This is a genomic window from Halarcobacter sp., assembly GCF_963676935.1.
In the GTDB taxonomy this organism is placed as follows: Bacteria; Campylobacterota; Campylobacteria; order Campylobacterales; family Arcobacteraceae; genus Halarcobacter.
Map to the genome: position 1 here is coordinate 67,465 of NZ_OY781470.1, position 22,770 is coordinate 90,234.

General features: G+C 26.5%; 27 protein-coding genes and 1 tRNA gene. 15 read left to right on the plus strand and 13 right to left on the minus strand.

Annotated elements, in window-relative coordinates:
• Positions 1–36 precede the first annotated feature (36 nt).
• From ACKU4C_RS00335 to miaA, 7 genes are all read right to left on the minus strand, one after another.
• Positions 37–1,296: a homoserine dehydrogenase gene (locus ACKU4C_RS00335; protein ID WP_321313617.1), complete on the minus strand. Its 1,260-nt coding sequence runs from the start codon at positions 1,294–1,296 to the stop codon at positions 37–39.
• Positions 1,297–1,305: 9 nt separating this feature from the next.
• A complete protein-coding gene (locus ACKU4C_RS00340; RefSeq protein WP_321313619.1) occupies positions 1,306–2,514 on the minus strand; it encodes an LL-diaminopimelate aminotransferase in 1,209 nt (402 codons plus the stop codon).
• A 5-nt stretch (positions 2,515–2,519) separates the two neighbouring features.
• Positions 2,520–3,338, minus strand: coding sequence for a hypothetical protein (locus tag ACKU4C_RS00345; RefSeq protein WP_321313621.1), 819 nt, complete (start codon positions 3,336–3,338; stop codon positions 2,520–2,522).
• 9 nt (positions 3,339–3,347) lie between these two features.
• Complete coding sequence (gene rlmB / locus ACKU4C_RS00350; RefSeq protein ID WP_321313623.1) at positions 3,348–4,031, minus strand: 23S rRNA (guanosine(2251)-2'-O)-methyltransferase RlmB; 684 nt, start codon at positions 4,029–4,031, stop codon at positions 3,348–3,350.
• A gap of 86 nt (positions 4,032–4,117) precedes the next feature.
• Entirely contained in the window at positions 4,118–4,927 is an 810-nt protein-coding gene (rsmI, locus tag ACKU4C_RS00355; RefSeq protein ID WP_321313625.1) for a 16S rRNA (cytidine(1402)-2'-O)-methyltransferase, read from the minus strand.
• A 16-nt stretch (positions 4,928–4,943) separates the two neighbouring features.
• A complete protein-coding gene (gene rpmE, locus ACKU4C_RS00360) occupies positions 4,944–5,144 on the minus strand; it encodes a 50S ribosomal protein L31 (RefSeq protein ID WP_321313627.1) in 201 nt (66 codons plus the stop codon).
• A gap of 89 nt (positions 5,145–5,233) precedes the next feature.
• The gene (gene miaA, locus ACKU4C_RS00365) at positions 5,234–6,103 is read right to left on the minus strand and encodes a tRNA (adenosine(37)-N6)-dimethylallyltransferase MiaA (protein ID WP_321313629.1); all 870 of its coding nucleotides are present in this window, start codon (positions 6,101–6,103) and stop codon (positions 5,234–5,236) included.
• 48 nt (positions 6,104–6,151) lie between these two features.
• Between miaA and mqnP the strand changes: the two genes are divergently transcribed.
• The 4 genes from mqnP (at position 6,152) to ACKU4C_RS00385 (ending at position 8,367) form a co-directional block, all read left to right on the plus strand.
• The gene (gene mqnP, locus ACKU4C_RS00370; protein WP_321313631.1) at positions 6,152–7,021 is read left to right on the plus strand and encodes a menaquinone biosynthesis prenyltransferase MqnP; all 870 of its coding nucleotides are present in this window, start codon (positions 6,152–6,154) and stop codon (positions 7,019–7,021) included.
• 89 nt (positions 7,022–7,110) lie between these two features.
• The gene (locus ACKU4C_RS00375) at positions 7,111–7,914 is read left to right on the plus strand and encodes a GGDEF domain-containing protein (RefSeq protein WP_321313633.1); all 804 of its coding nucleotides are present in this window, start codon (positions 7,111–7,113) and stop codon (positions 7,912–7,914) included.
• Between the two features lie 165 nt (positions 7,915–8,079).
• Positions 8,080–8,202, plus strand: a complete 123-nt coding sequence (locus ACKU4C_RS00380; protein WP_321313635.1) for a hypothetical protein — start codon at positions 8,080–8,082, stop codon at positions 8,200–8,202.
• Positions 8,203–8,290: 88 nt separating this feature from the next.
• Positions 8,291–8,367: transfer RNA gene (locus tag ACKU4C_RS00385), tRNA-Arg, on the plus strand.
• Positions 8,368–8,444: 77 nt separating this feature from the next.
• Here the strand turns inward: ACKU4C_RS00385 and ACKU4C_RS00390 are convergent.
• Positions 8,445–9,014: a hypothetical protein gene (locus ACKU4C_RS00390; protein ID WP_321313636.1), complete on the minus strand. Its 570-nt coding sequence runs from the start codon at positions 9,012–9,014 to the stop codon at positions 8,445–8,447.
• 108 nt (positions 9,015–9,122) lie between these two features.
• Here ACKU4C_RS00390 and ACKU4C_RS00395 point away from each other — a divergent pair, with 108 nt between their 5' ends.
• The 5 genes from ACKU4C_RS00395 (at position 9,123) to ACKU4C_RS00415 (ending at position 13,708) form a co-directional block, all read left to right on the plus strand.
• Entirely contained in the window at positions 9,123–9,671 is a 549-nt protein-coding gene (locus ACKU4C_RS00395) for a hypothetical protein (RefSeq protein ID WP_321313638.1), read from the plus strand.
• On the plus strand, positions 9,668–10,141 hold the full coding sequence (locus ACKU4C_RS00400) for a hypothetical protein (protein ID WP_321313640.1): 474 nt from the start codon (positions 9,668–9,670) through the stop codon (positions 10,139–10,141). Before ACKU4C_RS00395 ends, ACKU4C_RS00400 begins: the two co-directional genes overlap by 4 nt.
• A complete protein-coding gene (locus ACKU4C_RS00405; RefSeq protein WP_321313642.1) occupies positions 10,131–10,544 on the plus strand; it encodes a hypothetical protein in 414 nt (137 codons plus the stop codon). Before ACKU4C_RS00400 ends, ACKU4C_RS00405 begins: the two co-directional genes overlap by 11 nt.
• Positions 10,545–11,311: 767 nt before the next feature.
• On the plus strand, positions 11,312–12,235 hold the full coding sequence (locus tag ACKU4C_RS00410; RefSeq protein WP_321313644.1) for a hypothetical protein: 924 nt from the start codon (positions 11,312–11,314) through the stop codon (positions 12,233–12,235).
• 270 nt (positions 12,236–12,505) lie between these two features.
• Positions 12,506–13,708: a Fic family protein gene (locus tag ACKU4C_RS00415; RefSeq protein ID WP_321313646.1), complete on the plus strand. Its 1,203-nt coding sequence runs from the start codon at positions 12,506–12,508 to the stop codon at positions 13,706–13,708.
• Between the two features lie 28 nt (positions 13,709–13,736).
• Here the strand turns inward: ACKU4C_RS00415 and ACKU4C_RS00420 are convergent, their stop codons facing one another.
• Positions 13,737–14,387 carry a hypothetical protein gene (locus tag ACKU4C_RS00420; protein WP_321313647.1) on the minus strand — a complete coding sequence of 217 codons (651 nt, stop codon included), beginning with the start codon at positions 14,385–14,387 and terminating at the stop codon, positions 13,737–13,739.
• Between the two features lie 191 nt (positions 14,388–14,578).
• On the opposite strand from ACKU4C_RS00420, the gene ACKU4C_RS00425 reads away from it, so the two are divergent.
• The 6 genes from ACKU4C_RS00425 to ACKU4C_RS00450 all read left to right on the plus strand — a co-directional run bounded on the left by ACKU4C_RS00425 (position 14,579) and on the right by ACKU4C_RS00450 (position 18,101).
• Positions 14,579–14,995 (plus strand): hypothetical protein, encoded by a 417-nt coding sequence (locus ACKU4C_RS00425; RefSeq protein ID WP_321313649.1) that lies wholly within the window; start codon positions 14,579–14,581, stop codon positions 14,993–14,995.
• A gap of 11 nt (positions 14,996–15,006) precedes the next feature.
• Positions 15,007–15,291, plus strand: coding sequence for a hypothetical protein (locus tag ACKU4C_RS00430; RefSeq protein ID WP_321313650.1), 285 nt, complete (start codon positions 15,007–15,009; stop codon positions 15,289–15,291).
• Positions 15,292–15,294: 3 nt separating this feature from the next.
• Positions 15,295–15,564 (plus strand): hypothetical protein, encoded by a 270-nt coding sequence (locus tag ACKU4C_RS00435; protein ID WP_321313652.1) that lies wholly within the window; start codon positions 15,295–15,297, stop codon positions 15,562–15,564.
• Positions 15,565–15,914: 350 nt separating this feature from the next.
• The gene (locus ACKU4C_RS00440) at positions 15,915–16,196 is read left to right on the plus strand and encodes a hypothetical protein (RefSeq protein WP_321313654.1); all 282 of its coding nucleotides are present in this window, start codon (positions 15,915–15,917) and stop codon (positions 16,194–16,196) included.
• Between the two features lie 102 nt (positions 16,197–16,298).
• A complete protein-coding gene (locus ACKU4C_RS00445; protein WP_321313656.1) occupies positions 16,299–16,883 on the plus strand; it encodes a site-specific integrase in 585 nt (194 codons plus the stop codon).
• Between the two features lie 147 nt (positions 16,884–17,030).
• On the plus strand, positions 17,031–18,101 hold the full coding sequence (locus ACKU4C_RS00450; RefSeq protein ID WP_321313658.1) for a DNA cytosine methyltransferase: 1,071 nt from the start codon (positions 17,031–17,033) through the stop codon (positions 18,099–18,101).
• Here ACKU4C_RS00450 and ACKU4C_RS00455 read toward each other — a convergent pair.
• From ACKU4C_RS00455 to ACKU4C_RS00470, 4 genes are all read right to left on the minus strand, one after another.
• On the minus strand, positions 18,074–19,021 hold the full coding sequence (locus tag ACKU4C_RS00455) for a hypothetical protein (RefSeq protein WP_321313661.1): 948 nt from the start codon (positions 19,019–19,021) through the stop codon (positions 18,074–18,076). The two genes, ACKU4C_RS00450 and ACKU4C_RS00455, sit on opposite strands and share 28 nt — an antisense overlap.
• Positions 19,022–19,030: 9 nt before the next feature.
• On the minus strand, positions 19,031–20,794 hold the full coding sequence (locus ACKU4C_RS00460) for a hypothetical protein (protein ID WP_321313663.1): 1,764 nt from the start codon (positions 20,792–20,794) through the stop codon (positions 19,031–19,033).
• The gene (locus ACKU4C_RS00465; RefSeq protein ID WP_321313665.1) at positions 20,791–21,801 is read right to left on the minus strand and encodes a hypothetical protein; all 1,011 of its coding nucleotides are present in this window, start codon (positions 21,799–21,801) and stop codon (positions 20,791–20,793) included. The genes ACKU4C_RS00460 and ACKU4C_RS00465 overlap by 4 nt, the downstream gene beginning before the upstream one ends.
• A 282-nt stretch (positions 21,802–22,083) precedes the next feature.
• Positions 22,084–22,770: an HNH endonuclease signature motif containing protein gene (locus tag ACKU4C_RS00470; RefSeq protein ID WP_321313667.1), complete on the minus strand. Its 687-nt coding sequence runs from the start codon at positions 22,768–22,770 to the stop codon at positions 22,084–22,086.

The following is a 22,770-nucleotide window of genomic DNA, read 5'->3' on the forward strand; positions in this document are numbered from 1 at the left end:
ATCTTAATAAAGTTTAGAAAAATTTAGAATAGAAGATTAATCTTCTATTCTAATCATTGCAGGTTTTGCAGTTACTACTTTTGTCTCTTCAATAGTTTTAAGTGCAGCAACTATATTTTTTTCAACTGAAGTATGAGTTGATAATAAAATATGTGCACAAGTTGTATTTAAAGGCTTTTGAATCATCTTTTCTATAGAGATATTTCTCTCCCCTAAGATAGTGGCAATTTTTGCTAAAACACCTGCTTTGTCTTCAACTCTAAGTCTTAGATAATATTTTGTCTCAATGTCATCTTTTGACATTAGTTTTAGGTTTTTACCATGTGGTTTTTCAAAACCTAACATTGGTGAACCTTTACCTCTTCTTGCTATGTCTATTATATTTGCAACAACAGCTGAAGCAGTTGCATCACCACCTGCCCCAGCTCCATAATACATAGTTTCACCAACTTTGTCTCCTATTACAGAAACTCCATTCATAACACCATCAACTTTTGCAATCATCTCTTCTTTTGGAATAAGTACAGGGTGAACTCTAAGTTCAATCTCTTCACCAACTTTTTTAGCAATTGTTAATAGTTTTATTGAATAGTTAAACTCATTTGCAAAATCAATATCTTCTGGTGAAATATTTTGAATCCCTTCGATTAAAATATCTTCAGGCTTTGCATCTATACCATAAGCAATAGAACCAAGAATTAAAAGTTTGTGAGCAGCATCAAATCCCCCAACATCAAATGTTGGATCAGCTTCAGCATAACCTAAATCTTGAGATTCTTTTAAAATAGTATCGTAATCTACACCCTCACCAATCATTTTAGTAAGCATATAATTACAAGTACCATTCATAATACCTCTAATTGATTGGATATTATTTGCAGTTAATCCATCCCTTAAAGCATTAATAATTGGAATACCACCTGCTACTGCTGCTTCATATTCAAAGGCTGTATCCCCAGCTATCTCTTGAAGCTCATATCTATGATAAGCAAGAAGTGCTTTATTTGCAGTAACAACAGCTTTACCTTTTCTAAGTGCTTTTTTTACTATTTCGTATGGTTTTTCAATTCCACCCATAAGTTCAACAATAACATCAATTGAGTCATCATTTAAAACTTTATCAACATCATCGGTTAATTCGATTGTTACATCTCTTTTCTTACTAAGATTATTAACAACACCTATGGCAGGTACAATCTCACAACCAGCTCTTGCAGCAATAATATCTTTATTGTCTCTTAAAATATTAGCAACACTAGCTCCAACAGTACCTACTCCTATTATTCCTATTTTCATTAAACTTTCCTATAAACTATTTAAATATTTTTTTATATTTTTTGCAGCTTGTCTGATTCTTTTTTCATTTTCAATCAGGGCTATTCTAACATATTGATCACCATAATGACCAAACCCAATACCTGGACTTACAGCCACTTTAGCTTCGGTCAGAAGTTGTTTAGAAAACTCCATACTTCCTAAGTGTTGAGCCTTTTTGGGAATTTTTGCCCAGATAAACATAGATGCATTTGGAACATTCATCTCCCAACCTGCATCTTTGAAAGCTTCAACCATAATGTCTCTTCTTTTTCTATATTTCTCAATATGCTCTTCTACACACTCTTGTGGTCCATCTAATGCAACTGTTGCTGCAACTTGAATTGGTGTAAACATACCATAGTCAAGCCAAGACTTAATTCTTTTTAATGCTCCAATCAGTTTTTCATTTCCAACCATAAATCCAACTCTCCAACCTGCCATATTGTATGACTTAGAAAGAGTAAAAGACTCAACTGCAACGTCAAGTGCACCTTTAGCTTGGAAGATTGATGGAGTTTTATATCCATCAAATGTGATATCTGCATAAGCAATATCAGAGATGATATAAAATCTCTCTTTTTTCGCCATATCAACAAGTCTTTGGTAAAACTCTGGTCTAACTGTTGCACACGATGGATTGTGTGGGAAGTTTACTAATACATATTTTACTCTAGGGATTGATTCATCAATAGTTTTTTGAAGTCTTTCAAAAAATAGTTCTTCATCAACTTTAAAATCATCTCCAAATGGAAGTTCAAAATTATGAATTGCTCCACCAGCTAACATAAATGCATAAGAGTGAATAGGGTAAGTTGGGTCTGGAACAACCGCAACATCACCAACATTTACAATTGCTTGAACTAGGTGAACATATCCCTCTTTACTTCCCATAGTTGCAACAGCATGTTTATTTGGATCTAAATAATCAACGCCATATTTTCTTTTATACCAGTTACAAATAGCAAGTCTTAATTTGTAAATACCAGCACTTGCACTATAACCATGGTTTTTTGGTTTATCAGCTGTTTCTTTTAGTTTATCAACAATATGTTGTGGTGCAGGACCATCAGGATTTCCCATTGAGAAATCTATAATATCTTCACCTGCTCTTCTTGCTTCCATTTTAATAGCATTAACTTCTGCAAACACATAGTTTGGAAGCCTTTTCATTCTTTCAAATTCAATTTCTGGAAACATTTTTTTTACTCCTTAATTATTACACTTAAACCACGCTTTATATTTGCAAGCGTGTAAATATCATCTATTTTTATATAATTAGTCTCTTCTGGAATTTCCAATAGAAGAGAATCCTTCTTTTCATCTGCTTTTACGATAGCTAGAATATCTAGATGTTTATCATAAAAAACCACTTGAGGAAACCAGTGATTACCATATTTTGAAATTATATTAATAATTTTTGCATTTTCTACTTTTATAAAATATGGACTTAATGGCTTCCTAAAATTTACCCTCTCATTATTTGTAATTGTATACGCATTTGAAAGGATAGAGTTAGATGTATCAATCTCATACATCCACTTTACAAACCCCTCTTGTTTGATATCAACAAATTTGCAATTGTTTTTTGCTAACTCTTTTGATAACATAAGAGGGTCGATGGCGGCCTCGGTTTTAAGGTTAATAGTCCATCTTATAGATCTAGCATCTTCGTAAATTAACTCTTTGGTAAAATAGTGATAATATCCTAGTGCAGTTAAAGAATCAGAAATTATTTTCATAGATTTAATAGGATCATTAGAGATTTTAAAAGTTATTGAGATATCTTCTGGTCTATCCAATCCAACTTTTAGTAATCCATTTTCCTTAAGTTTCTCCATTACTGTAATATAATTAACACTTCCATCTGAATAAAATGCAGAGTTGTTTTGAAATAAATAGTCTATTAAACTTTTATTTTCATTGAACTCTTTATACCCTATAATATTTTGAATCTTATCATCCAAAACAGAAGCATTTAACACTATTACACTAATAAAAAGTAAACTTAGTTTTTTAATCATTTTCCACTCTTATTTTTTTAAGTTATAAATTAATATTCCACCAGCAACAGATACATTTAAAGAATCAAAGTTATTTGACATCTTAATTGAAATCTTTTGATCAAGCTTTTTTATCATCTTATTTGAAAGTCCATCACCTTCATTTCCAAGAACTAATGCCGTTTTTTCACAATCGTTTTCAAAGCCTTTTAAATCAATACCATCCATTGATGCACCAAAAAGTTTGAATCCATTTTGTTTTAATTCATTGGCTACATCCAATGAGTTTGGATTATGACAAAAGGAAATATCAAAAAGTGCTCCACTACTAGTTTTTGCTATACCTTCAAAGTTTAGTTGTTTTACATTGCTCGCAATTATTGTATTTACACCTAAAGAGTAAGCTGTTCGACATATTGCTCCAATATTCCCAACGTCAGTAAGTCCATCTAAAACTACAACAAAATCTGAATCTTTTATATCTTTTAAAGATGAAGTTTCAAACTCTTTTAGTCTTAGAAAAAAACCTTGGTGGTTTCCACCTTTAGCTAAACTTTGTGCTTTTTTATTATCAAGCTTTATAATTTTTTTATTTAGACTAGTAAATCTTTTAAATAGTTTTGGTTCAATATCTTTTGAAAACATAACTTCTTCTATAAGATTTGGATGTCTATCAAGTACGTAGAGTACTACTTGTTTTCCGTATATAATCATGGGCTAGATTTTATCTAAAATTTGTTGATAATTCACTTTCAAATCAAAAGAATATTAAGGAAAGGAAAATTATATGAAAATAAATCTTACTGAGATAGTTGGTTATATATCTCTTTTACACTTTTTCCTGTAAGTTTTGCTATAAGTTTTGCTTTTACTTTTGGTGCTAAATCAAGCTCTTCAATATCTGAAAGTTCTATGCTTTCACCTTGTGTTTTTGTTGGCTCAATGATTATTACCCATTCACCTTTTATATTTTCATTTTTAAATTGTTCAAAAAGATTTAAAGCAGTATCTTTATATATTTTTTGATGTAGTTTTGTTAGCTCTTTTGCTAGAAAAATTGTTCTATTTTCATCGATATTTTTAATCTCTTCTATGGTTTTTAAAAGTCTATGAGGTGATTCATAAAGTATAGGTAAAATTGAACTTTGCATAACTTGAGAAAGTTTTTGGTGTCTCTCTTTGCCTTTGTGTGCTAAAAATCCATAAAATGTAAATTCTGTTTGTTCAAATCCACTCATTGCAAAAGCTGTTAAAACTGCATTTGCACCAGGGATAACATCATAAGATATGTTGTTTTGTATACAAAAATCTACAAGTGAAGCACCAGGGTCTGATACACAAGGCATTCCTGCATCACTAACATAAACAATATTTTTTTCAAAATCTTCAGGTGATAAAGTTTTTAATATCTGTTTTTCGTTGTGAGAATGAAAAGATTTAAACTCATTACAGTTAAATTGTAAGTTTTCTCTTTGGGATAAAAGTTGAAGAAGTTTTTTTGTGACTCTTGTATCTTCACAAAAGATTAATTCCGCATCCAATAGGGCAGTGATTGCTCTTTTAGAGATATCCTCTAAATTTCCTATTGGGGTTGGAACTAAAGTTAACACTTGCTGTAAGCTAGAATTATTTTTTAGCGTATTTAGCTTTGAATTTTTCTACTCTACCAGCAGCATCAACAATTTTGTGCTCACCAGTAAAGAATGGGTGGCAAGCTGAACAAATGTCGATTCTCATTGACTCAACATTTGATTTTGTTTCAAATGTGTTTCCGCAAGCACAAGATACTGTACAAGCTTTGTACTCTGGGTGAATATCTTTTTTCACTTGATTTTCCTTAGTTTAGCTAATGTCTAATAAAAGGTCGAATCTTTTGTCGCCCTTTACTAAACTCTTAAAATGAAATCGGATTATATCTAAAAAAACTTAAGAATATCTGAATTTAAGTTTTCTATAAAGTTTGAATGTTTCTCTTTGAATTGACCTCTGTTGAAAGTGTTTTGTCTTTTTGCTAGTTTTGCAGTATTTTGACTAATCTTTTCTTCTAATTCTTTTTTATTTAATTTCCCATCCAAATAATCCAATGTTTCTATAATCCCTATTGAACTCATGCAGTTTGGCTCTCTTGTATATTTACCCTCTAGAAAGATAACTTCATCTATAACCCCATCTTTTATCATTTGTTTTGTTCTAAGAGCTATTCTTTCACGAAGTTTTTCCCTATCCCAAACAATCTCAAATATTTTCAAATCTTTAGCAACAGGTTTTTTAGGATTTAGTTCAAAGTATTTTGATGGAGTCATTCCACTTTGCTTGTATATGGAAAAAGCTTTTCTTATACGATAAGTGTCATTTGAAGAGATTTTTTCCATATACTCTTTATCTAGATTATATAACATATCATAAGTTTCTTTCTCTGAAGCCTCTAATGGAAACTCTTTTTCAAGACCTGTTGATAAACCTTCAATCAAAGCTTTTAAATAAAACCCAGTTCCACCTACAATAATAAGATTGTTGTTATTGTTTTTTGCATATTCCTTTGCCTCTTTATAAGTTTGAATAAACTGTATTACATCAAAATTTTCATTTGGATAAACTTCATCTATACCAAAATGTTTTATGTCACCTCTTTCTTCAAGTGTAGGTTTTGCTGAGGCTATATCTATCTCTTTGTAAACTGATAAAGAATCCAAAGAGAGTATAATTGAATTTGTTTTTTGAGCAATATCTATTGATAGTGCAGTTTTTCCTGAGGCTGTTGAGCCTATTATTGCAATTTCTTTCATAAAAAAATTGTATCAAAATTTTACTCTTATTTTGATATACTTTCGCCCATGGAAAATATAAAACGAATTTTAAACAATTTTAATGAACTAGTTATGTTCAAACACTCAATTTTTGCTTTACCTTTTATTTTTATTGCAATGATCGTTTCATCGGTTGAAGTAAATGGTAGTGCGTGGTTTGGCTTTAAATTACTTATATTAGGTGTATTAGCTGCAGTAAGTGCAAGAAATTTTGCAATGGGCTTTAATAGATATATGGATAGAGATATAGATGCACTAAATCCTAGAACAATAAATCGTCCAAATGTTGATGGGAGAGTAACTCCAATACAAATGTTGGTTTTTGTTATCTTAAATGCTTTGGCTTTTATAGTTGTTGCGTATTTTGTAAATGACTTGGCCTTTTATCTTTCAATACCTATTTTATTTGTTATTGGTTCATATTCTTATTTTAAAAGATTTTCATATTTAGCTCACATAATACTTGGTGTCTCTTTAGGATTAGCTCCAATTGCAGGTGTTGTTGCAATTAGTGAAACTATAACTTTATGGTCAGTTTTACTAAGTATAGGTGTTATGTTTTGGGTTGCTGGATTCGATTTATTATACTCTTTACAAGATATTGAAGTTGATAAAAAATTGGGCTTACATTCAATTCCTAGTAAATTTGGAGCTAAAAAAACAATGCTTATATCAAAAGTGTTCCACTTGTGTACTGTTTTATTTTGGTTTCTTTTTGCTATTACTTCAAGTAGTGGAATATTTGCTTATATTGCTGTTATAGTTGCAGCTGTTATGTTAACTTATGAACATATATTAGTAAATAGAGACTTTACAAAGATAGATAAAGCATTTTTTACTGTCAACGGTTATTTAGGGATTGTATTCTTTTTCTTGATACTTATTGACTCCTTTTGAGACAATTTCTAATCAAAATTTAAAAACAGCTTAAAAGGTTTTTAGTTATTTTTTATTATAATATAAATAATTAATTAAAAAGGCCTTTTATGAGCAATAAGCTAAAAGAAGTAACATATCTAACTAAAAAAGATTTAAATAAATTAGATGTAGTATTGCCGGGGAAATATACAACAACTTTTGAAAATATTGCAAAGGTCTTAGAAGTAGATTTGGAAGATAAACAAATTGTAATAAAAGACTTAAGTAGTGATATTGACCATTTAAATAATATTGTTGATCAAACAAGTAAAAATCTTAACCTAATACAAATATCAACACAAAATGCACAACAAGCGATAAAAGATAAAAATGAACAATCTTTAGAAGAGATAAATAAAGAGTTAAAAAAGATGAAAGAAGAGATTGTCTCTTTACAAAGACAACTTTTCTCTGATCCACTAACAAGTGCTCTTAATAGAAAATGGCTAAATGAAAAGTATTTAAAAGATGATTGCTTCCAAAATGATGGATTTATTGTATTTTTAGATCTAAATAATTTTAAAAATATTAATGACATATATGGTCATCTTATAGGTGACCAAGTTTTAAAATACCTAGTAAAGTTTTTAAAAAAAGAACTAAGCTATCCTGGAGTCGATATAGTAAGGTATGCAGGGGATGAGTTTTTACTTTTATTTAATAGAAACCAAGTAACCATACCTAATATAAATAGGATAATAAATGATTTGCAAACTAAATTAGCAAAACAAAATCTAAAATCTTCAAAAATAGATAGTTTGCATTTCTCCTTTGCTTATGGATTAACAACTTTTAAGCATAATGATAACTTCGATGAGGTGTTAGAGATAGCAGATGAATTAATGTATAAAAATAAAGAAGAAACAAAGTAAAATCTTAAACTTAACTTAATCTTAAGTTCTTGCTTACACTAAAGTATTAAGAAAAATATATCTAAAAATTACATATAGTTGACTTGATGGTATTTCAAGCTATAACTTGACAAAAGAATATATATTGTTTATAATAGTAATAATATATAGAGAAAGGATATAATTATGAGTATTTATAAATTAAAACTAGATGCAAATATGCAAACAAGTAAAAAAGCAAGTTTTACAAATCTCTCAATTTACCTTGGAATGATTTTAGTAGTAGCAGTAATTTTTGCTTTTATTTAACTAAAGTCGTTAAACTGAATATAATTCAGAGTAGTTTAAACATAGTGTGTGTAAAATTCGCACTCTAAAGTGTATATTACACACAAGCGCGTCTGTGGCTCAACTGGATAGAGCGCCGGGTTTCGGCCCCGGTGGTTGTGGGTTCGAATCCTACCAGGCGTGCCATTTAAAAGCTCGATATAATGGACTCTTTGGAGTTTTTATATCGGGCTTTTTTATTTGATTCAAATTTTAATTCCAACCTATTTCCAACTTAATGTAAAAGATCTCTTCTTTTCAATAAGAAATATTATAGATTCTTTAAATTGTTCTTTATTCTCAAAGATGTAATCTATTTTGTCTTTACTCAGAAAATATTTAAAGTCTTCATTAAGTTTATATCTTCCCTTTCGTGTTGTAAACATGTCATTTTTTAAATTAAATCCAAACTCTTTAAATTCACTTTTAATAAAGTTGAATATATTTTGTTTAATATCATTTTTTTCCATATTATATGAACAATAGGAATCATAACTATTAATATTTGTTTTGTTCAAAATAAAATATAACGAAATAAGGGATGCAATTTCAAAATTATATAAGGTATTATTAATTGTGTAGAAAAAATCTGATTCAGAGAAAGAATCTATTTCACGAAATATATGATCATATATACCTAATTTTTTACATTTTTTTTTAATTGGTGATATTGCAGAACGTTGCTTCCATTTCGAAACTGTAGGTTCAGGTGTTTCAATTGCATTTGCTAAATCTTTTATTGTATAAACTTTAAAATAATCAAATAGTTTTTCAAATACATCATTTATATTCATTCTAAATAACCTTCATTACATTTATTTTAAAATGTACAATAAAATACATTTTAAGTCTTTTTTAATATTTAATGCTTTAAAATACATTTAAAGACATTAGGAGACAAGATGGAAAGTATAACCGAAAATATTGAAATTGTAGATAAAATAAAATATAAATCCACTGTAATTAATAATAGTTACAGTGAAATTAATCCAGATACAAAATGGAAAGAAATTATATTAGATAATCCTCTCTTGCAAAATAGGGTAACTGTTAATGAATTTGAATTGTCATTAATTTTAGGCCGTGGCTCATCAGAGTCAACATTAAATTCATTACGTATTGATGGAAAACATTTTATCCAATATATACAGGTGAAAAAAGGAGCGAGAGTTCTTTATCCTATAATATATGTATGTGAATCGATTACTCAAATAAGCGTTGCAAATAAACATGAATGGGTTGTAAGACAAATAAAGAAAAGTGATTATGTTAGTAGGTATAGCAATGTAATTAATCAAAATTCAATCGCTAAACTTATGGGCGTAAAAGCTGGAACAATATCAGAATACAGGAAACAAGGATTGTTTATTGATCCTATTAAAGGAACGTTATTTTCAATAGACAATTTAGTTCGGTGGATTTTAAAAAATTCAATAAAGAGTGTATATTGAAAGATCTAGAATTAAAGCTAAAATTAAACGATGACAGTCAAAAAAAAATGATTAATTGGTTCTCTAGACAAAGTGAAGAAATAAAACTAAAAATATTTGAAGAAAAAAGAAATTATTTCTTTAAACTGAAACAAGATGTCAATGAAAAAAATGAAATACTTGATTACATGTCTTTTATACTAGCAGTAAAAGATATCCATGACAAGCTTGATTATCTAAATAAAAAAAACAAAAGTAAATCATTGAATGAAATTGCACACATCACTGCTCTTGAATTAAAATCATTGAAGAAAGCACCAAGAAAAGAAAAATATGATGCAATAGTAGATAGATTTTCAATCATACAAAAGTTGAGAGAAAAAAGTTTTAGTTGGAGAGATATTTCATTAATTTTTAAGACAAAATATAGACAAAATGTCTCACACCAATATATAAAAAATGTATATGAGGAGTTAAAAAATGGATTATAATTCAGCATTATATGGAATTATATATATTATCACACTAATAATGAGTGCAGTGATAATTAGAAACAATATAAAAAGAATTTTTATTGATTTTCTCGTAAATGAAAGAAAAAAAATCAAAAAAAGTATAGATGAGATATTACTTGCGCACAACAATGATATTGAGAATCTTAGTAGAAAATTGCATTTAAGTCGAGATCAATTAAAACGAATAGATCTAACTTTGCATCCTCTAAAAGACACTACAGAAACGATTATGAATCATCTTCATGGCATTTCATTACTTACTGTTGCCATAAAAAACACACTTGATGAAAGAAAAAAACTTGAAGAAAAAATAAAAGTTTTGAAAAAAGAGAATACAAGATTAAGAGAAAATATTAGAGAAATGGAACTAAGATTATAAAGGGGGATTTAACACTCCTTCCCCCTTAATTAAAGACCATTAAATATTTTGGATTAAAAATTAATTTTGAAGTTATCAGTTGTGATACTTCTTAATAGATAAACTTTAACCTAGCCCCAACATGATATTCATGCCTAGAATCACTAAAAATTGAGTTTCCATCAAGATGAAGGGTTAACCCTCCACCTTTATATTCACCTGCACAAATGTATAAACTCGCACTATTAGCTTCATTCCCACCTATTATAGTATTTATAATATACGAATGATGTAAACATGAGTGTAAACAATGTGTAAATTTGAAAGTAAAATATAGTGTAAACTATTTTAGTTTTATTATTCTTAAACTCTGAATTCCTAGTACTTATAGCTATTTAATCAGAAAATAGGAAACGGAAGAAAAAATAAGTTTCTAGTAATTCTATAAAACAAAATAGGTAAATAGTTTACAAAATTCATGATAGTATAAGGTTTTATTTTTCTTATGAAAATAAGACAATGTTTCAATTCATTGCTAAAAAAATTGGGTTTGACTTAAGAGTTATTCTATTTGGCTTAAACAAACTACATTAAAAATAGAGTGCCTTCAAAGAAGGGTGAGTTTCATCAGTTCTCGCAAAACTGTAAAGACATGATTTATTAAGTTATGCAAGCATTCATGAGCTAAAGATTGAACTAATGTTGATACTTCATTAGCAAATAAAAAGTAGATTGACTCAACACATACCTGTATATGCGGCGGGAGAAAAAAACGATAAAGGAGATAAATGAGGGGTTCTGTTTATTATCAAACGTCAATTCTTGCAAAAGTGATTTTTGTAGAAGGTGCAAAAAAGATTGATAGAATAAATCCAGATCACAATCATTTTAATTGTATTGCATCATATAAAAGTATGGAAACATACAGAAGAGTTTGGAATAACTTATTTAACTATTTAAGAGAACACTGGAAGCTAAAAAACTGTGAATTAATAACATACGAACATGTAGAGGCTTATTATCTTTATAAAATTGAGTATTATCCCGCAAAACAGTATGCTGAAAAAATTGTAAGTGCAATGGTGAAATTAGAATTTACCTTAAATAAATATTCAAAACAAAAATATGATAATCCAATATTGTATGATTTTAGTAAACTAAAAAGACTTTTATCCGCTTCAAAAAAAATAAAATTTGTTTCTGATATAAAAAAATCTAGAGCATATATAAATCCCTATCGAATAATTGAAAATCTTGAATATTATAATCATCAACTAGCTGCACTAATGCAGTTAGAAGGTGGAGCAAGAAGTGAGGGAGTTACTTTAATAAATAGATCTCAATTAAAAGGAATAAATATTGATGATATTACAAAAAAAGAAATTGGAGTTATTGAAACAAAAGAAAAAGGAGGTAAGGTTGGGGATATTGCAGTTTCAATAAAGACATATGGGCTGTTGGAACAATATTTTATAGATAAAAATGTTAATAGTTTTAGAATTAAATATCAAAAGTATGCAAATGACATTAGGCAAGCTTGCTTAATGTCTAAAGAAAGTGAAAATGGTTCTCACGGTTTTCGTTGGGCATTTTGTCGAAGGAGGGTAAGGGAATATCAACAATGTGGTTACTCATATGAACAAGCTATGCAAGGAGTTTCTTGGGAAATGAAACATTATAGAGCTAGTATTACTGAACATTATTTATCATAATTAATTCTATTTTGGTACATCATTACTTCTTGAGATTATTCATTTTATCTGAATTTCCTATATGAACTAAAAGATTTAGAATACTTGGTTATTTGAATTGTTTTTTCAAGTAAAAATAGAGGTAAAATTTTAATAAAATATAAATTTATTGTTTTAATTCTGATTTTATGATAAGATACAATTTAAAGGTATTCTATTGATATAAAAATAGGTAAGAACTTAGGTAAAATTTGAGGTAAAATATATTATAAAAAATAAAGGAATATTAAAATGTTTATTACTCCTATAATTCCAGAAACAAATGAAATAAAAATAGATAATAGCCTTTTGAAAAAAGCTGAAACAGTTGTGATTGAAAGTGCAAAATTAACAGGTGGACACAATATTCATTTTATTAGTGCTTTAAAAGAGTTACTTAGAATTACAAATAGTTATTACTCAAACAGAATTGAATCTGAAGGTACCCACCCTATAGATATTGAAAGAGCCATGAAAAAAGATTTTTCAAGTGACGCTAAAGAAAAAAATTTACAACAGTTGTCTTTAATTCATATTGAAGTACAGAAATATCTTGAAAAAAAAGCTTTAGATGATAGTGAAGATAAACTATTTTCAAAAAATACTATTCTTGATATCCATGAAAAATTCTATTCAAAAGATGAAATGAAACATACTCTTGATATAAAACATGGAAACTTATCAGTTTCAATGGTACCAGGAGAGCTTAGAGATGGAGCTGTTAAAATAGGGTTACATATCCCACCTTCAGATGACGAATTAAACTCTTGTTTTAATGAATTTGAAACTTTATATAATCAATGTATACCAAGTACTAAAACAATAAAATTAATTAATGTTTTATGTTCACATCATAGATTAGTTTATATTCACCCTTTTTTTGATGGCAATGGAAGAATTTCTAGATTATATTTAGACTACCTATTTCAAAGAATAAATTTAGATGGTTATGGACTATGGAATTTATCAAGAGGATTAGCAAGAAATATAGATGGATACCAAAATGCATTATCAAAAGCTGATGAACCTTATAGAGGTGGATATAATGATGGCAGAGGAAATTTATCATTAAAAGGTCTTGTCTATTTTTTAGAGTTTATGTTAGATATTGCATTAGATCAAATTAGTTATATGTCAAGTGTGATTAGAATTGACCAAATTTCATCAAGAATATCAAATTATGTAAAGTTTGCAGAGCAGAATATGTATTTTAATATAAAACCTCTACCCAAACATTCAAATATAATATTCCAAACCCTTCTCGTTCAAGGAGAAATACCTAGAAATAGTGTTAAAGATATATTGGGAGTTAGTAAGCCAACGGCAATAAAAATAGTAAAAGAATTAGAAGAAAGAGGATATGTGCAATCTAGTGAACCTTCAAGCCCTATTAGGATTAGGTTAAACTCACATTTTGCAGCAGAGATTATCCCTGAATTATTCCCTAAAGCTTAAAAATTTGTTTTGTATAGATGATCTTATTTTATAACAACTTCAACAACTTGTCATAATATTCATCAGAAAAATCTAATGATTGATAATCCTCTTCTTCTTCACACTTTTTTACATATTCAGAATCTTTTAATTGAGGGAAATATTCTTCTATATTTTTTACTTTAATCCCTTTAAATGCATTCAAATATTCTATAATATGGAATAGAGGCATATGAATCTCATAATTTTTAACATAATTATAAAATCCTCTAAATTCTTCTTTTATTAATAAATTCAAGCCTAAATAAAATAGTTTATTTTTATCAATAACTTTACTATACTCTTCAATTAGTTTTACTTTTATATCTTCCTCACATTTAAATTTTATAACTTCTTTTATAAAATTTTGAGAGAAGGATGAAAGATTCTCTTGATTTTTTTTAATTAGTTTCAAAAATATTAATAGTTCTTGATTAGTAAAATTTGCTATAAACATCAAATACTCTTGGTATATATCTTCTTTTGAATATTGGATATTGTCAAACTTTGATATTGAACCAGTTTCTAAGAATTCTTCTATATCTTTTTCAGTTAAATATTTATGAAGTAAAGAGATTATTGGTCTGTCCTCTTTCTTCCATATATAGTAACTATTAATACTAAAATCCATCAACTTAGATACAACTTTATGGTATGCCATTTAATTCCTTTAATAGATTTTACAATTAAATTGCTTAGTAAAAAGATTAATAATATATGAATAAATATACTTTTAATATAAATATTATTAATAATATAAGAATAATATAAGTTTTATAGTACTAAAATTCATAATATATTAATATAATTATTTAGTATTCATTTATTATGAATATTAAAAAAGGAATAAAAATGCTAGTACTTAAAATTATAGCAGTAGCAATAGCTCTATTTTTGCTATTTGGATTAATGATGAAATTAAATGAATATGCATATAAAAAATATAGCTATGAGTTTTTTACTGAAACAACATTTGGAATATATATGACTATTTATGCATCTGCTTATATTGGATATGAATGGTACATTAGTTCTTTAAAAGATGAGAAAGACATATTAAATGGAATAGTTGTAATGGTTATTTCTTTTTTAATATTTCTTGGAACTGCTATTTATAATATTAAAAGTACAAAATTTTTATTTGGTTTAGTATTTACTATTATTCAAGCTATTTTATTTATTCCATTTTGTGTAATTGGACTTATAGTTATAGCTTTTGCAATAGCATACTTTTCACAAACAAAACCTGTTTATCAAGTTAATAAATAAAAGGAGTAACTATGTCTGAAGATATTGAGTGTGAAAAAGAAAAAAAGAAGTTTTATACATATGTAAAAGGTCTTATATTTTTAATTGCTGTTTATATAATTTTATATTTTACTCATAGTATAGATAAAAATAGAGTTGATAAAGTAGCTATTGCATTTGAAAATAGCCAAGAGCTTATTTGTGATAATAAAGTAGTATCTTCTACAAAAGGGTATAAGTACTATAAAAAAGAGTCTAATTTAATAACTGATGGTGATAATATCTTTGAATTATCAAAATGTTTAATAAAGGAGTGATTTATGTCTTGTAAATTTTATAAAACAATGAATGAGTATTTTAAAGAATTTTATATACTTATTACAGTTAGTAGTGCCCTTGCATTAATAATTGGTTTTTTCTATTTTTTATATATTGTCGCATTTGAAAACTATGTAAAAAGTTCAAGTGATGTAAGCTTTGCTCTTATATATTTAGTTTTTTGCCTTATATCAATTGGAGTGGGAGTTGGCATTATTGATAAGGATGATTGGAAAGAAACTATGAAAGATAAAAAAAGTGAAGAGAATTAAAAAACTATTTTTTCTTCTCTAAATCTTTTATTACATCAAATATATGAAAATAGATGAGATTATATTACTTGTTAGTTATCTACTTATAGTTATTCAAGTAACTATATACAACCATAAGATTATTTCAAATATAAAAAATATGAATAAAAAAGAGATATATAGTAATCTTTACTATGAAAACAAGTTTATAAATATGTATTTACTAAGCTCTATATTTGCAGTTGGTTTATTTTACTACTATTTGTCACTGCATACTTATATTGTATTTTTTATATTAACAATTATTTTAATATTCTCTTTGTCTTCATTGAAGCTGCATTTTATAAAACAAATAAATAAAAAGGATTGATATGTGTTTATTAAAAGATATAAAAGTTAAATGTTCTAGTTCAAAAGATGAACATCTTTGTTCTAATCATAGATTGATTTATAAAACCTGGTGTGAAGCTGGAGGATATTTAAAATTAATTGTAAATAATGTAGATGCAAGTGAAATTGAAAACATTGAATATTTTAAAAATATTATAGTTGATTTAGAATTTGATATTGAAAGTTTGGATTTGAATGATATGAATGATAATAGAAAACTTCATAATAAATTTCAAGACCCTATAAAATACTATATTTTATAAGGTATTGAGTTTTTATAGTGTTTACAAATAAAAAAATGAAAATAGAAATTTTAAAACATAATAAAATGTTTATATATCTAATAAATTATAAGGTTTTTAAAAATGGCTGAGAAAATCAAAAGAATAAAAGAGAGTATTACAGAGATTGAGTTTAAAAAGTTAATGTCATATATTAGAGGTGATGAATCTATTAGAAAAAATACAAGAGACAATTTACTTAGAACATTTATTTTTTTATATTTTTCTGGTTTGAGATTAAATGAGGTTCAGGAATTAAAAATAAAAGATGTAAAAAATTTGCTTGATGAAGGAATGATAAAAGTTTATGTGTCTAAAACTTCTAGTGAGAGAAAAATATATTTATCAACTTCATTTAAAAAAGAAATTGAGAAGGTATTTGATTTTACCAGTGAAGATGATGAAAATAGAGTTATCTATAAAAGTGTGAATAAAAAAGACAAGATAAATAATATTGTTTTTATACAACAGGTCAATTCCAAAATGAAAGAGATACTTGGATCTGGATTTACTTCACATTCATTTAGACAAGGATTAATTACAGAAATGGGAAGTAAATCTATTAATGTGAAGATTATTTCTAATTTTATTGGTCATAAGAATGTTAGTACAACACTAGGTTATATTAGACCTACTGATGAGCAGATTAGGGATGCTTTGGTTAGATAGAATCTAGAAATTTAGAGTACTTTATATTCAAAGATTTATATAATTAATATAAGAAATTTTGAGACATATTATATTTTATGTTTAAGAAATATTGCAGCTATTTTTAAATATAATAAGTTTTTGGTTCTAAGATAAATAAGAGGTTAAATGAAGAGTGCAGTAGATATTTTTAGTGGAGCAGGCGGATTGAGTATTGGTGCAGAAATGGCCGGTATTAAAACAATTCTTGCTGTAGAATTTGATAAACATGCTGCAGATTCATTTAAAAAAAATCATAAAAAAGCTACGGTTTTAAATCAAGATATAAGAACTGTAAATCCTCTAGAACATACTAAGAAGTTTCCATTTATACTTATGGGTGGTCCTCCTTGTCAAGGTTTTTCTATTGCTAATACAAAAACAAGAAATTTGGATAATCCAAATAACTGGATGTTTAAAGAATATTATAGATTCTTAAAAGAATTGGAACCAGAATGGTTTCTATTTGAAAATGTTGAAGGGTTTAAATCTTTTGATAAAGGAAAATTTGCTCTAAATATAGAGGAAGAATTTAAAAAATTAGGTTATGAAACAAGTTCATCTGTATTAACTGCCTCAGATTTTGGAGTTCCACAAAAAAGAAATAGGTTTTTTATCGTAGGCAATAAGAATGGTATTAAATTTGATTTTAGTTCACTAAAAAAGAAATCTATTGTTACAGTAGGTGAAGCACTATCTGATTTACCAAAAGGGCTTCAAAATGGAGAACATAGAGAAATATGTTCTTATACAAAAAATGCAGATAGTTTATATTTAAAAACTATGAGAGAAAAAGCTAAAGCACCAACTCAAAATCTAATAAGTAGAAATAAAGACTATGTTATAGAAAGATATAAATATATTAGACCAGGTAAAAACTGGCAAGATATTCCCTCTCATCTTATGCAAAATTATTCAAATACCAAAAATATGCATAGTGGTATTTATAAAAGACTCGATTCATCTCAACCTTCAGTTGTAATAGCTAACTATAGAAAGAGCATGCTTATTCATCCTGAAGAAGATAGGGGTCTTTCCTTAAGAGAAGCTGCTAGATTACAAAGTTTTCCTGATCATGTGATTTTTGAGGGACCACTAAGTTATAAACAGCAGCAAATTGGAAATGCAGTTCCCCCTCTATTAGGGAAAACTATATTTGATAAAATTATTGCTTATTCATCGATAAAACTTAATTCGTAGAATTTAAATTCATTAAATGTTTTCGTATAATTGTCAGTATTATATTCAATAGGTTGTGCATAGCAGATTTGGATATCTTCGTTCATTAAGCCAATTTTAGCAACTCCAATTGTAGATATCTTTGAATTAGCAGCTATAATTACATTATTAAATTCTTTATTATTATTTATAATTTTATTTAATGTCTTATAAGTGTTTTCAGCGTTATTACATGAAAATTCAAAATTATCAATATTATCTAAATCACTAATAATATTTTTAGTAAATTTATCAACTTTTTCATGTAGAGTATCATTATATTTAGAAAGTTCATTTGTAAAACTTGACTCAAAAGAACCTTTACCAACTGATATCTTATAAGGTTCATATTCTTGTATGATTTTTTGAATTCTTTCATTTTCTAAACCAACTAACAATATTAAATGAAGTTTTTTTGATGGCAATAAATTACCTGAATATCCTATAATGTTTCTTATTTCTTTAACTCCTTTACTTAACCAGCCTGATTCTTGAAATGTTAAATAATGTTTCATACTTGTGTAAATTAAATTTATTGAAGAATTAATTTTTATATGACTTAAAACTTTTAAAATTATCATTAAATGTTCATGTGTAAATGTTGAACAATCTAAATCCATTGTAGAGTTTTCAAAATCTAATATGTAATCTATATAATTATCTATAGTATTTAATGGATCACTAATTGATGTTTTTACAAAAATAAACTTTTCCTTATCATGAAAAAAGTCCATTTCATCTTGATAATTATTTATAAATTCTTCATTATAAAAAATTATATATTTTTTATAAGAATTTTCTAATAAATACTTTTTCCATCTCTCTTTTTCAAAACTCATACAAACTAGTAATACATCAGATCTTTCAAAGTTTATATCAATTGGTCTAATTTTCATATTCATAAAAAATCCTTAAAAACCTGGTAGTGTAGGTTGAATGTTTTTTAAGCTGTTATTATCTTCTTGTCGAAGTTTAGCTAATTTTTGGTTTGGATTTGTTAATGCACATTTAATCCATTCTGTCGTTAATGATTGATACCCTGAAAAACCATTAGGATCGAGTTTAAAATATGGTGCAAGAACTCTTGTTAATATATATAATTCAGTTCTTCCAGGAGAATTTTTTTTCCCAATTTTAGATTCATATAACAATCCATATTCTATTGCAAGTTTTAGAATTTCTTTAATTTCAGTTGTAATATTTTTTTCATCACTAATTGTAAATGAAAAAACTCTTCTTTCTGATAAGTCTGATAAAAGAATATAATGAAAATTTTGTCCTATAGCAGTAATAAAATTTTTTAATCTTATAATTTTTTCTTCATGAACATTGTTATTTGTTATCTCTTTTTCTAAATGTTCAAACTGAGAAGTAAAAAAATTATCTGATTCTCTTTTTATTATATTATCTTGAATTGAACTTTCAATAAATTCTAAATTTTTTGGATTTTTTAAAAGTTGTTCAGAATACATTTTTGATAGAGGTTCTAAAAAATGTCTAATTATTCCAGAAGAAATATTTACTAATTGTTTAAATCCAGAATAACTATAGTTAGATTTTTGTTTACGCTTACCACCTAATTCTTTAATATAATCTGAACGTGCATATCTATATGCATCATCATTTACTTGGTTTCCTTTTCCTTTTCCTTCATGCCATTTTTTCTTAAATTCTTCACTAATTTCCTGTATTCTTTTTACTTGTGATTTTTTCTCTGGTAAAAATTCATATGCTGTTGAATCAATATTAATTGTCTTTAACCTCTTTTCTACTATATCTTTTACAAAATTTGTATATTCTTTCTTTTTTTCTGATGAAACTACATAAGAAAAAATAATTTCATTGTAATCATGAGGTTTTTCAATTCTACTATTTGAAATTGTTCTAAATGTTTTATATTTCAATTGGGTAGAAATTTTAAAACTAATATTTTCAGTATCTCTATATAAAACCCATTCATTTAATATTTCAGTAAAAACTAGAGGTAAATTATCAGCATCATCAATTAATAAAAGTATATCTTTATTTAAAACTCGATTTTTATCAAATTTTTTCAAAAATTTTATTAAAGGTAATAAGAAGTCATGATAAGTTGTCAATATTGATGGTTCAGAAATATCTTCTGGTCTTCTTGCAATGGACATTTTTCTTCTTATTAAGTTGTCTTTACTCCAGTTAAGTTCAAATAAATTTAACAAATCTTTTAAAATAAAATCATTATTTAAATTTGAAACATCAAAACCTAAAAGTCCAATTTTATTTTTAAATACGTTTATTTCTTTTTCATCTAATGATATTTTATAATCAATAAAATCTATTAATTCTTTACATATATTAATAGCAAAATGTAAACAAAGCATATGTTCTGCAAAATATTTTTCTAATATATCATTTTTTAACCTTTCTAATTCAGTTGATGCTAATACGGATCTTTTAATTGGAATATAAATACAAATAAAAGGCAAATCTTTAATATTTTCAAAACCTTTGTATTTTATATAATTTTTACTTCTTAATACTTGTAAAGCCATACTTTTACCACAACCTCTATGTCCATGTATAAAAGTATGTCCTTTTTTTTCTAAGCTTTTAAAATCAATACTTTCTACAAATAAACTTTTTATATCATCTGATGTTATATTTTCTGGAGTTACTACTGAAAATGGATTTGTCATGCATCACCTTTATTTTTTTCTATTTCTTCATATAAATCTTCAAGTCCAAAAGCTTCAATTTTTGGATAACTATCAGTAGTACTTATTGAAATAGTTTTTAATATATTGAAATATTCTTCATCAACTAGATGTATTTTCACATTAATTTTTTCTATATTGAATGAATTACACATAAATCTTTGGAAATATTTTCTTTCTACTTCTAATTTTTGTAATCGATTGTAAATTTCCTCAAGTAATGTAACTTTATCACCACTTGGTTTTATATAAATCTCATTTTCATTTTCACTTATTTCAAATGTTAAATTAAGTGTACTGTCTTCATGAGAAATACTTAAATTACTCATTGATAATGAATATTTATGAAATACAATATTTTCTTTTTGTATATTTTCAAATTTAAGTTGAGATAGATTTGTTCTATGTTCACCTTCTTCTAATTCATCAGAAAATCTTACAATTGCAGCTAACATTTGAGGTCTAATATATTTACTATCTATTTGTGTAATTTTTTCTAAATCTTTTATTGTATCTTTAGTTCCAGTTAAAGAGTTACCTGTATGAGCAGAAGCAATTTCTGATATTAATCTAAGACTAGCTATTTTAATTTTCATAATTTTTAAAATATTCAGTGTATATAATATATTAGTACTATGGTCTTCTCTATTGATGATTAAGCCTATATCATGAACTCTAATAGAACATAGTAATATAAATAGTTCCAGTGAATTCTGAAAAAAGAAAACTCTTTTTTCTTCATTACTTAATAAATCAAATGCTTTCTCTTTTGCTAATTTTAGAATTTCATCTGCTCTTAATAAATAACCTGCTTGTTTTATAACTAAATCAAAATGTTTCTTATCATGATTAGTATAAATTCCATTTTTAACAGCTAGAGCTTCATTAATACAGGGATAGATATCACTTGTTAAGTCTTTTAATAATGAATTATATTCTTCATACAAATTTTGGTCAATATGTTGTAATATTCTTTCTAAATCTTCCATCAATTCCCACTATTATTTTTATAATTTAAATTATAATATATTTGCAATTATAATAATCATTAATCAACGTTTTTAAAGCTGAAATATCTAATACTTCTTTATTAAGTAACACATATTTAAGTTCTAAATTCTTTTCTTTTATGTATTTCATCGCATGACTATTAAATATCATAGGTTGTTGATTTAGGCTTACTATAGTTCTTGCATTGAACTAGTAATGTTTTATTTTCTTTAGTATAAATTAAATCTATACCTTTATCAATTTGTTTCTCATAAAATTTTTTACCTCATTAATCTTTCTATATTTTTATAAATTTCATTTATTAAATTTTTTCTATTTTTACCATAATGTAATTCTCGATGGCAATTAGGACATACTGCAATTGCATTATCTATTGTATCACTTCCTCCATCAGACAATAGTTTTAAATGATGTACCTCTAAAAAATAAGAATCATCTTCTTTTTCAAAAGGAGCAGCTTTTTTACAACATTCACAAATTCCTTTAGAATTCTTCAATATCCAAGCAACAACTTTGGGATCTCTTTTAAAATTGGTTACTTCAACATTTTCTCTTTTAGGGATTTTATTACCTTCAGGTATAGTATCTTCATTAATATTTTCATACTTATAGATTTCAGAATTAAAAATTAAATTTTCTCTACTTATAAAATTTTCATATTTAGTAATTAATTTCTGAATTGTATCAATTTGTCCTGGACTAACTCCACTTGCTGGCTTTAATCCAGGTATATAATCTCTTCCCATTAAAGTATAAACATATGATATATTTTGCATCCTATATTCAAATGATTTTATTGTTCTACCAAATTTTTCTACTAATTCCTCATAATATTTTTTTTTAATAAAATTTTCATCATTCAAGTACTTATTTCTCATATCAACATAGGCTTTTACAGACTCATCTAATTCTTCAATTGTCCATAGATTTTTAGTATTCTTTTTCAT